The organism is Curtobacterium sp. MCLR17_040 (assembly GCF_003234735.1).
In the GTDB taxonomy this organism is placed as follows: domain Bacteria; phylum Actinomycetota; class Actinomycetes; order Actinomycetales; family Microbacteriaceae; genus Curtobacterium; species Curtobacterium flaccumfaciens.
Genome location: NZ_QKTE01000025.1, coordinates 1 through 12,764 on the forward strand (window position 1 = coordinate 1; position 12,764 = coordinate 12,764).

Annotated in this window: 9 protein-coding genes; 6 read left to right on the forward strand and 3 right to left on the reverse strand. The window is 72.5% G+C overall.

What is annotated here, in order from left to right; all coding sequences use genetic code 11:
* The coding region (locus DEJ01_RS16130; protein ID WP_258375738.1) for a LamG-like jellyroll fold domain-containing protein at positions 1-1,509 on the forward strand (1,509 nt) is incomplete at its 5' end.
* A 50-nt stretch (positions 1,510-1,559) separates the two neighbouring features.
* Here the strand turns inward: DEJ01_RS16130 and DEJ01_RS16135 are convergent.
* Entirely contained in the window at positions 1,560-1,802 is a 243-nt protein-coding gene (locus DEJ01_RS16135; RefSeq protein WP_027465838.1) for a zf-HC2 domain-containing protein, read from the reverse strand.
* Complete coding sequence (locus DEJ01_RS16140; RefSeq protein WP_375342388.1) at positions 1,799-2,596, reverse strand: sigma-70 family RNA polymerase sigma factor; 798 nt, start codon at positions 2,594-2,596, stop codon at positions 1,799-1,801. The genes DEJ01_RS16135 and DEJ01_RS16140 overlap by 4 nt, the downstream gene beginning before the upstream one ends.
* Positions 2,597-2,731: 135 nt before the next feature.
* Here DEJ01_RS16140 and aroA point away from each other — a divergent pair, with 135 nt between their 5' ends.
* The 4 genes from aroA to DEJ01_RS16160 all read left to right on the forward strand — a co-directional run bounded on the left by aroA (position 2,732) and on the right by DEJ01_RS16160 (position 7,525).
* Complete coding sequence (gene aroA, locus DEJ01_RS16145) at positions 2,732-4,117, forward strand: 3-phosphoshikimate 1-carboxyvinyltransferase (RefSeq protein ID WP_111093576.1); 1,386 nt, start codon at positions 2,732-2,734, stop codon at positions 4,115-4,117.
* A 3-nt stretch (positions 4,118-4,120) separates the two neighbouring features.
* Positions 4,121-5,167, forward strand: coding sequence for a ribosome small subunit-dependent GTPase A (rsgA, locus tag DEJ01_RS16150; protein WP_111093577.1), 1,047 nt, complete (start codon positions 4,121-4,123; stop codon positions 5,165-5,167).
* Between the two features lie 377 nt (positions 5,168-5,544).
* Positions 5,545-6,717 (forward strand): hypothetical protein, encoded by a 1,173-nt coding sequence (locus DEJ01_RS16155; protein WP_146245672.1) that lies wholly within the window; start codon positions 5,545-5,547, stop codon positions 6,715-6,717.
* A 19-nt stretch (positions 6,718-6,736) separates the two neighbouring features.
* On the forward strand, positions 6,737-7,525 hold the full coding sequence (locus DEJ01_RS16160; protein ID WP_084741405.1) for an inositol monophosphatase family protein: 789 nt from the start codon (positions 6,737-6,739) through the stop codon (positions 7,523-7,525).
* An 18-nt stretch (positions 7,526-7,543) separates the two neighbouring features.
* Here the strand turns inward: DEJ01_RS16160 and DEJ01_RS16165 are convergent, their stop codons facing one another.
* Positions 7,544-9,130, reverse strand: a complete 1,587-nt coding sequence (locus DEJ01_RS16165) for an MFS transporter (protein ID WP_258375739.1) — start codon at positions 9,128-9,130, stop codon at positions 7,544-7,546.
* Positions 9,131-9,655: 525 nt separating this feature from the next.
* On the opposite strand from DEJ01_RS16165, the gene DEJ01_RS16170 reads away from it, so the two are divergent.
* Positions 9,656-12,355 (forward strand): LuxR family transcriptional regulator, encoded by a 2,700-nt coding sequence (locus DEJ01_RS16170; RefSeq protein WP_111093578.1) that lies wholly within the window; start codon positions 9,656-9,658, stop codon positions 12,353-12,355.
* Positions 12,356-12,764 lie beyond the last annotated feature (409 nt).

Genomic DNA, 12,764 nt, shown 5'->3' on the forward strand with positions numbered 1-12,764 from the left:
CAGCGCGAGCAGCAGCACCGACCAGAGGGCCGTCCGCGCCGAGACCGCGAGGAGCAGCCGATGCCGAACGTCGCCACCCGCCGTCACGTCCGCTGCGTCGGCGACCTGCCCCGGCTGCTCCTCGCGGTCTCGGCGCGGACGGCCCTCTGGTCGGTGCTGCTGCTCGCGCTGTGGGCGTCGCTCCCCGCGGCGTTCGGGTGGCACGTCACGACGGTCGTCTCCGACTCGATGGCCCCCGGCATCCGGACCGGGGACGTCGTCGCCGCGATGCCCGTCGGACGCGATGACCTCGAGGCCGGACGGGTGCTGCTCGTCGAGGACCCCGACCACCGGGATCGACTCCGTCTGCACCGACTCGAGCGCATCGAACCGGACGGGGGCCTGCGTCTGCGCGGGGACGCGAACCCGACGGCCGACCGCACGGCCGTCGAACCCGCGGCGGTCCTCGGAGTCGGGGTGCTGCGGTTCCCGTGGATCGGGCTGCCGGGCGTCTGGATCCGCGGGGGCGACTGGACGTCCCTGCTGCTGGCCGGCGTCGTCACCGCCGTGCTCGTCGTCGCCGGGCGTGCTGATCGGGACATCGTCGCCGGTCGCCCCTGCCGCACCTGCGGCACGCCGCGCCGTGATCTCCACTCGCCCGTGGTCGCGGAGCCCCGGACGGCGGCCGTCACCGCCCCGACGTCGACCACCGTTCCGGTCGCGGTGTTCACGGCGGCGGCCATCACCCTCACCCTGCTCGCCGGAGCAGGAGCCGGAGCTGGCGCGGGCGCCGGGTTCAGCGGCTCGACCGGGACCGCCTCGGCGCTCGGCACCGGCGGCTTCGGGTGCTTCCACCAGCCGGCGCCGGGCACGTCACTCGCGTGGGACTTCGCCGAGAAGAACGGTCCGCAGGTCGTCGACTCGAGCGGGTCCGGGGCCGACGGGGCCTTCACGCCCGCCGCTGCCGCCCGGGTCGACGCGGACTGCGCGACGAACCCCTACGCGACGTTCTGGACCGAGGACGGCGCCGAAGGGTGGGCGGTCACGGACACCGCGGTCGACGCGCCGAACACCTTCACGATCGAGACCTGGTTCCGGACCGACGACACCGACGGTGGCCGGGTGTTCGGCTTCGGCTCGGACCGATCGGCGGCGTCGACCTACCGCGACCGGCACCTGTACATCGGCGCCGACGGAGTCCTGCGCTTCGGGGTCGAGGGCTCCGGATCGCAGTTCAAGTTCACCATCGGGTCCACCGCGCCCGTGAACGACGGCGCCTGGCACCACGTGGTGGCCACCTTCGAGGCACGGTTGATGACGCTCTGGGTCGACGGTTCGCTACAGGGCAGCCGATCCGATGCCGTCACGCTGCGGCAGTACCCCGGCCACTGGCGGGCCGGACGGCAGACGCTGTCCGGTTGGCCCGGTGCAGCGGGCTACGCCTTCACCGGTGACGTGGACACCGTCCGGGTGCACGACACCGTCCTCGACGCAGCCGAGGTCGCGCAGGCGTTCCAGGCCGGGCGCTGACACCAGACCGTGCCAGGTCGCAGCCCAGCGAAGCCCAGCCCGGCGCGGCGTCAGTGCGTCGCCTGCTCCACCCGGATGCGCGCGAGGATCTCGCTGCGCAGCTGGTCGGGAGCGGTCTCCTTGCAGGCGCGACGGACGGTCTCCATGAGCACGACGCCGACGCGGTGCTCGGTCTGGCAGTCCTCGCACCCGTCCATGTGCTCGCGGATGTCCGCGGCGTCCTCGTGACGGAGCTCGTCGTGCAGGAACTCCTCGAGCTCGGCCTTCGCCTTCGAGCAGTCGCAGCCGCTCATCGTGCGTCCTTCCGTCCGGTGCGACCCGTGGCCGCGGTTGCCTTCGTCGTCTGTGCCGCGCCTCGTCCCCGTCCACGCATCGTCGCCGTCGACGCTGCGTCCGGGACGATGCCGGTCTCACGGGCGTGGTCCGCCAGGAGCCCACGGAGGAGCCGGCGGCCACGGTGGAGGCGGCTCATGACCGTCCCCACGGGGGTCTTCATGATGTCGGCGATCTCCTGGTACGAGAAGCCTTCGACATCGGCGAAGTACACGGCCATCCGGAAGTCCTCCGGGATGGCCTGCAGGGCGTCCTTCACGGCGGAGGACGGCAGGTGGTCGATCGCGTCGGCCTCGGCGGACCGGGCGGAGATCGACTGGGTGACGCTCTCCGCGCCGCCGAGCTGCCAGTCCTCGAGCTCGTCGATGGTGCCCTGGTACGGGTTCCGCTGGTTCTTGCGGTACGTGTTGATGAACGTGTTCGTGAGGATCCGGTACAGCCAGGCCTTCAGGTTCGTGCCCTGCTTGAACTGGCGGAACGCGGCGAAGGCCTTGACGAAGGTCTCCTGCACCAGGTCCGACGCGTCGGCCGGGTTGCGGGTCATCCGCATGGCCGCACCGTAGAGCTGGTCCATGAAGGGCAGGGCCTGGTCCTCGAACAGGGACCGCAGCTCCGCCTCGGAGACGGTCTTCGCGTCCACCGACTCGTCTGCGGCGTCGTCGAGGGCTTCGTGCTCCTCTTCGACGGCGTCGAGCTGCACCTCGGTCTCGTCGACCAGGTGGTGCGGAGCTGCCTGCGGTTCGTCGGTCGTCATCGCCGCCAAGTCTAGGCCGAGCGTGCCGAGCGTCGTCGGCACCGCGGTCAGCACGGTCGCCGTGCCGGTCCGCTCTCGTGCGAGTGTTGCTGTCGCCACTGATCCTCCCGGTGCGTTCAGTACCCTGGTGAACCGATGGCAGACACGACGCATTCCCACAGCGGGGCCCAGCCCGCCGACCCCTGGATCGCCCCGGTCGCAGGGGGTCCGCTGCGCGGCGACGTCGCGCTGCCCGGGTCGAAGTCGCTGACGAACCGGGAGCTCGTGCTCGCGGCCCTCGCGGACGGCCCCTCGACGATCCGGCTCCCGCTGCACTCCCGTGACTCGGCACTGATGATCGCGGGCCTCCGTGCGCTCGGCGTCGGCATCGAGGAGCTCGAGCCGGCGGCGGGCACCGCCCCGAACCCCTACGGCCCGGACCTCCGGATCACGCCCGCCCCGATGCACGGCGACGTCCGCCTGGACTGCGGGCTGGCCGGCACCGTGATGCGCTTCCTGCCGCCGCTCGCCGCCCTGGCCGTCGGTCCCGTCACGGTCGACGGCGACCCCTACGCCCGCAAGCGGCCGATGCACGCCATCGTGCAGGGACTCGTGGACCTCGGTGTCGACGTCACGGACGACGGCGGCGGTTCGATGCCGTTCTCGTTCACCGGCACCGGCTCGGTCCGCGGTGGCGCCCTGACGATCGACGCGTCGGCGTCCTCGCAGTTCGTCTCCGGGCTGCTGCTGTCGGCGCCCCGCTTCGACGAGGGCCTGCACCTCACCCACGTGGGCGAACGCCTGCCGAGCATGCCGCACATCGAGATGACCGTCGCGGCGCTCCGTGCTCGCGGCGTCCGCGTCGACGAGCCGTCGGTCGGCGAGTGGGTCGTGCACCCCGGCCCGATCGGCGCGCGTGACGTCACGATCGAGCCCGACCTGTCGAACGCGGCGCCGTTCGCGGTCGCCGCGCTCGTCGCCGGCGGCACGGTCCGCATCCGCACCTGGCCCACCGAGACGACGCAGGTCGGCGCCGACCTCGAGACGCTCCTGCCCCTGTGGGGGGCGAGCGTGGCCCGTGACGGTGACGACCTGGTCGTCGACGGCGGCGTCGGGATCCGGAGTGGGGCCTCCTTGCCGGGTCTCGAACTCGACCTGAGCCGCGGCGGCGAACTCGCCCCGGCGCTCGTCGCGCTGGCCGCGCTGGCGGACGGCCCGAGCGAGATCACCGGGATCGGTCACCTGCGGGGGCACGAGACGGACCGTCTGGCCGCACTCGCGGCGGACCTCAACCGGTCTGGAGGCGCGGTGCTCGAACTCGACGACGGCCTGCGGATCGAGCCGGCGCCGCTCCACGGCAGCGCCTGGGGCGCGTACGACGACCACCGGATGGCGACCGCGGGGGCGATCGTGGGCCTCGTCGTCGACGGCGTCGCCGTCGACGACATCGGGTCGACCGCGAAGACGCTGCCGCAGTTCCCGGAGCTGTGGGCGGCGCTCGTGGCGTCCTCGGTGGCCGCTGCACCGGTGAGTGGGGACTGACGCATGAGCTGGTGGGACGACACCGACGGTGACGACGCCGACGCGGACGAGCCGTACGGGCAGTACGACGAGTCGAGCGTCCGGGTGCGTCCGAACCCGAAGGGCAACCGACCGCGCACGAAGACCCGGCCGACGTACGACGACGCCCCCGTCGGGTGGGTGACGAACGTCGACCGCGGGCGGTTCGGCGTGTTGATCGACGACCACGTCATCACCGCGACGAAGGCCCGCGAGCTCGGCAAGAAGTCCGTCGTCACGGGCGACCACGTGTCGCTCGTCGGGGACGTCTCGGGCGACCCGGGGTCGCTCGCGCGCATCGTGAAGGTCGCCGAGCGCACCACCCTGCTGCGACGGAGTGCCGACGACTCCGACGAGGTCGAGCGCGTCATCGTGGCGAACGCCGACCAGATGCTCATCGTGGTGGCCGCCGCCGACCCCGAGCCACGCACCCGCCTGATCGACCGGTACCTGGTGGCCGCGTTCGACGCCGGCCTCGACCCGATCCTCTGCATCACGAAGACCGACCTCGCCGACCCGGCTGCGTTCCTGGCGCACTTCGCGTGCCTGGATCTGCGGATCGTGACGAGCCGATCGGACGACGTCCCGTTCGAGGCGCTGCACGAGCTCCTGGACGACAAGGTGACCGTGACCGTCGGGCACTCCGGCGTCGGCAAGTCGACGCTGGTGAACGCCCTGACCGGCTCGACGCGGGCGATCGGGGTCGTGAACTCCGTGACCGGGCGGGGGCGGCACACGTCGTCGTCGTCGATCGCGCTGCAGGTCCGTGACGGCGGGTGGATCATCGACACGCCGGGTGTGCGGTCGTTCGGGCTGGGGCACGTCGACCCCGCGAACGTCTTCCGGGCGTTCGCGTCGCACGCCGTGCCGGTGCGGCCCGCGCGGGACGGCATCCCGTTGGCGCAGGCGCACGACTGGGAGATCGTCGACCGGGTGCAGGACGGGGAGCTCGGGCCGACCGGCGTCGAGCGGCTCGACTCGTTCCGGGCGCTGCTGACCGGCATGGGCGCGTCCGACCCCGGTTCCGAGTAACGCGCCGGGGGTGCCGGCCGGCGGCTGGTCGTCGCCGGCCGGCGCTGGTCGGCGGCTCGTCGGCGGCTGGTCGGCGGCTGGTCACGACACCCCGCGGTGTGTGCGTCGAGGGGTCACGAGCTGTCGGCTGGAGGTGCGGCACCCGACAGTTCGTGACCACTCGAGCGCCGGCGCGCGGTGAGTCGTGACCACTCCGGTTCCCGCGCCCCTCGCACGGTGCAGACCTCGCACCGTGCGAGGGGCGCTTGAACGGTGCGAGGTCGTGCACTCCGTGCGGGCTCGCGGGTCTCGCACGGAGTGGGCAACCTCGCACGGGACGACGCCTCGGCACCGGGCCGGCGTCGACAAGCGCGCATCGGGGTTGTACAGTTGCGGTCGTGTCTGAAGTTGCAAAGTACAACTTTGCGCCGACCCCCGCTGTCGACGCCCCGTCCCCGAGCACGACGACGACGTCGCACGCGCACCACTCCCCCACCCACAAGTCCCCACGAGCCCCGAAGCCGCAGCGGTCCGACAGCGTCCTGCGCCCCGCCGGCCTCGGTCGTGTGCTGCTGACGTTCGCCTCGCACATCCTCGTGCCGCTGTTCCTGGCCGCCGGCATGGGCCTGGCCTACCTCGGTGCTTTCCACGCTCCGGCCCCGCAGGAACTGCCCGTCGGCATCGTCGGCCAGGGCGCGGCCACCCAGGTGTTCGCCCAGACCGTGACCGACCAGTCCGACGGCGCCCTCGTGGCCCACGTCGTCGCATCGACGAAGGCTGCCGAGCAGCAGGTGCGCGACCGCGACCTCGCCGCCGTGTACGCACCGACGGCGACGGGTGCCACGCTCTACGTCTCGACCGCCGCGTCGGAGACCACCGCGAGCGCCGCGCAGAAGGTGTTCCTGCCGATCGCCTACGACCAGCACGTGCCGTTCCGGGTCGTCGACGTCGTGCCCACGGGCGACCAGGACACCACCGGCCAGGGGCTGTTCTTCCTGCTCGTGGCCCTGAGCGTCGGCGGGTACGCGTCCGCGATCGCCGTGGCCTCGGTCGCGACGAAGCTCCGCGCCGTGTGGACCGCGGTCATCGGGCTCGCCACCGCGGGGGTCGTCGCCGGCATCGGCGTGATCGTCGCCGGACCGATCTACGGCGTCATCACCACCCACCACTGGCAGGTGTTCCTGTTCGCCTGGCTCTACGACGCGATCATCGTCGCGCTCGGCGTCGGGCTGCACCCCGTGCTCGGCCGGTGGACGACCCCGATCCTCACGATGCTGTTCGTGATGCTGAACTTCACGTCGTCCGGCGGGATCTTCCAGCCGGCGTTCCAGCCCGGGTTCTTCGCCGCCCTGCACACCTTCTGGAGCGGTGCGGCATGGCTGCAGGCCGCTCAGGACCTGCAGTACTTCCCGGACGCCTCGCTCGGCCGGTCGTCGCTCGTGCTCGCCCTCTGGCTGGCCGCCGCGCTCCTGCTCTGCGTCGTGGTGCACGGGCTCGTCGCCCGCCGGACCCGCATCGCCCGCGAGCGCGAGGTCACCCGGCTCGAGGAAGAAGAGGTCGTCGCCGCGTAGCGACGGTAGGTTGGGCGACGTGGACCTCAGCGCCGACCTGGACTTCGCCCGCTCCCTCGCCGACACCGCCGACGCGATCAGCCTCGAGCGCTTCCGTGCCGCCGACCTGCACGTGACGAAGAAGGCCGACAGCACGCACGTCACCGACGCCGACCAGGCCGTCGAACGGGCCCTGCGCGAGCGACTCGCCGCCGAGCGACCGGACGACGCGTTCCTCGGCGAGGAGACGACGGCGGACACCGGGGCCGAGGCCGTCAGCGAAGGACACCGCCAGTGGGTGGTCGACCCGATCGACGGCACCGCCAACTACCTGCGCGGCGTGCCGGTGTGGGCGACCCTCATCGCGCTCGCGGTCGACGGCCGCCCGGTGCTCGGCGTCGTCAGCGCTCCCGCCCTCGGCAAGCGCTGGTGGGCGGCCGAGGGCTCCGGCGCGTTCTCGCTGGACGGACCGCTCCGGGTCTCCGGGGTGTCCGAGCTCGCCGACGTGAGCCTGAGCTACAACAGCATCCAGCAGTGGGACGACGACGACCGCCTCGAGCCGCTCGTCGACCTGTCGCGCCGGGTCTGGCGCACCCGGGCCTACGGCGACATGTGGTCGTACATGATGGTGGCCGAGGGCGTCCTCGACGTCGCCGGCGAACCGGACCTGAAACCGTGGGACATCGCAGCCCTCGTCCCCATCGTCGAAGAGGCCGGTGGCCGCTTCACCTCGCTCGACGGCGATCCCGGGCCGTGGCACGGCAGCGCGCTCGCATCGAACGGCCTGGTGCACGACGCCGTCGTCGAGGTCATCCGCCGCGACTCCTAGGCACGGTCGGCGGGCAGTTCAGCCCCGCTCGGCGGACCCGGGCGCCTCGGTCCGCTCGGCGGATCCGTTCGCCCCGGTGTGCTCGGCGGACCCCGCAGCCGCGTCCGAGTCCTCGGAGTCCCGGTCCAACCGCCGTGCTGCCCGACGACGCGCCACCAGGTCCGCACCGGCCAGCACCAGTGCGAGCGCCATCAGCGACACCGTGAACGTCGTGCCGCTGCGGAACGCGTCGTGGTACGCATCAAGACGGCTTCCGGACCCGCCAGATCCCGACCCCGCTGCCTCGCTCCGCACGATCCCGTAGAAGATGCTCGTCGCGACCGCGGTGCCGATCGCGGTGCCGACACGCTGCCCGAGCTGCTGCATCGACCCCGCCACCCCGGACTGCTCGACGGGGATCTCGGCCAGGGTCAGGGTCTGGTTCGGCGACACCACGAACCCGCCACCGAGTCCGCCCACCAGGAACGCGCCCGCCATCGCCCACGGGGTGACCTCCGGCGGGGTGGCGACGGCGGCGACCATGAGCAGCAGGAAGCCGACGACGACCATCCCGAGCCCGGCGACGACCAGCGCCCGCCCGACCCGGTCGACGATCCGTCCGCCGATGTAGGAGCCCACGGCACTCGTCGCGGCGAAGGGGATGCTCACCATGCCGGCGAACAGGGGCGAGAGCCCGAGGCCCTCCTGCAGGTACAGCGTGACCATGAGGAACGACGCCGGCAGCGCCGCGAAGTAGACCGCCACGATCGACAGACCGTTGCGGTACGACGACAGCCGGAACAGCTCGAAGTGCACGACCGGCGACTTGCCCTGCCGCTTGAACCGCTGCTCCCAGAGCACGAACAGCACGAGGAACACCGCGAAGCCGACCAACCAGAACCAGCGGGTCGCGGAACCACCACCGCCGCTGGTCAGCACGAACGGCAGCATCAGGGTGATGATCGCCGCGCCGAGCAGCAGGATGCCGACGACGTCCAGTTCACGGTCCTGCGCCTTCCCCTGGGCACCCTTCGGCAGCAGGCGGACGGCGAAGAGCAGCGCGGCGATCCCGAGGGGCACGTTCATCCAGAACAGCAGCCGCCAGCCGGACTCCTCGCCGCCGATCGCGATGAGGCCACCGCCGATGGTCGGCCCGAGGGCGGTGGAGATGCCGATCATCGCCCCGAACAGCCCGAACGCGCGGCCTCGCTCCGGTCCGCGGAACAGCTGCTGCACCAGTCCGATGACCTGGGGCATCTGGATCCCGGCGGCGAATCCCTGCAGGATCCGCGTGACGATCAGGACCTCGATGTTCGGTGCGACGGCGCACAGCAGGCTCGATCCGGTGAACGCACTGAGCCCCACGATGAACATGACGCGCCGGCTCTTCAGGTCCCCGAGCCGACCCGCGGGCACCAGGGCGAGGCCGAACGCCAGCGCGTACCCCGCCACGATGAGCTGGAGCGACGAGCTGGTGGCCCCGAGGGACTGCTCGATCGAGGGCAGCCCGACGTTCACCTTGGACAGGTCGAGGATCGTCAGGGCTGCGACCGCCACGCACACGGCGAAGGCGCGCCACCGGGTGCGGTCATCGAGGCGGGCGTCGGTCGGTTCGGCGTTGGACATCCCGTCCTGGCTACACCTGCGAGGACGAACGAGGTCCGGACAGAGCTGTACCCCGGTTCCGTCAGGCGGACCCGGATCGGGGTGCAGAGGGCGGGTGCCACACCCCCCTCGTGGCCCCCCGTACTGGGGGCACCGTTCTGGACATCTGCGAGCCGGAGTCCGCTCGGCGGGCCGGTACCTGAGTTATCGTGCTCCAGACGGCAGGTCACGTGACGCTCTCGGATTCCCTAGATCCGGACGGCGGAACAGACCGGTCGTGTTCGTCCGAAGACCCTAACCCGAGGGGTGATACAGACGATGACATCATCGTTCCCGAGCGGAACCGAGTGCACCCACACTCGTCGACCGCATCCAATCCACGACAGTTCCGGCGCGCGCTCAGTCGCCGCCGCTCGTCCGCACTCCGCCACGGTCACCCGCCGTGCAGCAGTCCGGTCCGCCTCCGTGCGCCCCGTCGCAGCGACCCCTGTGTTCGCCGACGCCCTCCTCGCAGCATCCGCCTCCGGACCCGGAGGCCGGTGAGTCATGGCACTCACCGGTCGACGTCTCGAGGTCGACCGGATCGCGACCCTCGCAGTGCTCCCACGGGAGTCCGCGATGGTCGTGGTCGGCGACCCTGGTTCCGGACGCAGCAGCGTCCTCGACGCGGTCTCGAACCGCGTCTCCCTCCCCGTCGTCCGGGTCGGTGTCAACGGGAGTGAATCCCGCTGGCCACTGGCCGGGGTGACCTCCCTGTTCACCGCGCTCGACGACCCTCGAGCGACCGCACACATCGCCCACCTGCTGCAGGCAGGCGGGACCGCGGCCGCCGTGACGGCCGGGCTGGCGGCGGCGCACGACTTCCTCGACGCCGTGCACGCCCTGACCCTCCCGCCGACGCTCGTCCTCATCGACGACCTCGACCGGATGGACTCGGAGAGCCAGGAACTCATCGCGTTCCTCGCCGGACGACTCGCGGGCACCGCCCTGCGTGTCGTGGCGACGGTCCGCTCGGTGCCGTCGGACGGGCCGCTCGCGGCCCTGCCGACCCTGCGCATCGAACCGCTGCCCTCGGACGAGGCACTGATCCTCGCCCGGGCCATGGCACCCGCCGAAGCGAACGACGGCGTCCTCGCCGTCCTCGCCGAGGAGACCGGTGGCAACCCCGGCGCGCTCCGCGAACAGCTCGCGGTGCTCACCCGGGAGCAGCTCACCGGCGCGGAGCCGATCGTGCTCCCGCTCCGACCCACTCCGACGACCGAGGCCATCGCGGCGCTCGCACTCGGGCCCGCCGCGGGACGCGATCTGGACGTCCTCGCGAAGCTCGCCCTGGTGCCCGTCGCGAAGACCACGGCGTGGGACCGGGACGAGCTGGACGACCTGGTCGGGGCCGGTCTCGCGACCGTCCGCGGGCAGAGCGTCACCGTCCGGCACCCGCTCGTGCGTTCCGCGCTCTACTGGCGGATGCCCGCCCGTGACCGTCGTGCGGCACACGCCGAGCTGGCCACGGCGAGCGCGGAGAGCGACCCGCGGTCGGCCGCGTGGCACCGGAGCTTCGTCGACGACGTCCCCGACGTGGTCGCACTGCTCCAGGCTGCACGGTCGTACGTCGTGGACGGCAACGTGCACGCCGCGATCGCGCTGACCGAACGTGCCCTGCACATCGGTGGCGGGACCGAGGACGAGCACGTCGCGCTCCTCGGGGTCGCGGAGGCCATGCTCGGCAAGCGCCTGCTCGGCTTCGCCGCGCGGTACCTCGCGGCGCTCCGTCCGTTCCGGACGACGCCGAACGAGGTCCGTCGGCTCCGGCTGCAGTACTCGGCCGAGTACCTCAGCGGTGACGCCGTGCACGCGGACGAGCTGCTCGTCCCCGTCGACGCGACCGACCCGGCCGAGGTGGACGCCGTCGCCGGGCTGATGGCCATGGTGGCCTGCTTCCGTGCCGAGGCGTGGGAGCTCGACCAAGCCAAGGACCTGCTGCACCGGATCGAACCGCTCGAGGGGTCGGCGTCCGCGCACACCCTCGAGATCGCGACGACCGCGCGGGAGCTCATCGCCGCCGTGGACGGCGTGCTGCCGCCCGACACCGAACTGCACGACGGGCTCGCGACGTCGGAGCTCGTGGCGATGTCCGACCCGGCCCTGCTGCTCCTCGCCCACGCGCTGAGCATCGGCGAGCGCTACCGGAGCGCGCGCCGGGTGTTCGCACTCGTGCTCGCCCGGGGGCCGGAGACCGCGGCGGTGTGGACCGAGGCGGCCCGCTACCTGACGTCCGAGAACGAGGTGCGCTCCGGCAACTTCCGGCAGGCGCTCCGTGCGATCGACGTGTGGGAGTCCGGTTCGTCCGTCGCCGAGCGGTTGCGTGAGCCCTCCCGGGCGATCGCCGTCGCGTGGCGGCACTTCGCCGAGGGCCGGTCCGCCGAGGCGCTCGACGTCGTGGACCGGTGCCTCGAGCACCGTTCGACGAGTCGGCTCTGGGGTGCGACGGCGAAGCTGCACGCGCTCCGCGGCAAGGTCCTGCTGCTCGACGGCCGCCTCGACGAGGCAGCCACCGCGCTCGAGGCCGCCGACGCCATCGGTCGGTCGCTCCGGAACCCCGCGGTGCTCCGGCACCTCGGCGACCTGGTCGAGGCGTACGTGCGCCTCGGACGGATGGACGACGCGCGGACGATCACGGCCCGCCTGGCGGCGGACCACCACGCCCGTCCGGGGCGCTGGGGTGCCCTGGTGCTGGCGCGGAGCCTCGCGCTCGTCGCCGACGACACCACCCGCGAGCCGGCCCGTCGCCGTGCGCTGGAACTGTTCCAGCCGCACGACTCGCAGTACGAGCGGGCTCGCACGTTCGCGGCGCTGGCCGCGGTCGGCAACCCGGCGGAACGGCCGCGCCTCGGTGCGGCGGCCGCAGCGGCGTACGAGGCGGCCGGCCTGCGTCGACCGCTCGTGACGCCGGCGCCGGCTGCGGCGATGCCGCAGTTCGGCACGGGCTCGTCGTCGATCCGGTCCGCACCGGTGCTCTCGCCGGCGTTCCCCGCGACGCCGCGCAGCGCCCCCGACGCGTCGGCGGTGCTCACGTCGCTGACCGCCGAGGAGCGTGCGGTGGTGCAGAAGGTCACCGAGGGCTACCGCAACCGCGAGATCGCCTCGTCGCTGTTCATGTCGCAGCGCACGGTGGAACTGCGGCTCACGCAGATCTACCGCAAGGTCGGCGCGCGATCGCGATCGCACCTGGTCGCGCTCCTCACGTAGGAGACGCACCACAGGACGGACGGGAGGCCCGGTACCAGCTGGTACCGGGCCTCCCGTCCGTAGTCCCTCGCTTGGTGCGACGGCGCTTGCGGGAGTCCGCACGCGACCGCAGCGCGGTGGGCCCCCGCACGCGGGGAACCGCAAGAGCGTCCGACGGGTGTTGCCGTGTGGTCGGCGGCGGGTGAGGCTTCTCCTGCACCGACCGCCGTGCCCCTCCCCCGGGGGCCAGCCCGCGGTACCCCGTCCGGTACCCGAACCCCTCGGCCCAACGACACCGACGTCCGTCCTCGCCTGATCCGAGGACGGGCGTCGGTTCCCGGGCCGGGAGGCCCCGGACGCGCGGCAGACCCGACGGCGGTCGGTGCCGCACCAGTTCCACCTCCCCGTTCCACCCACTCTCGTTCCCCCG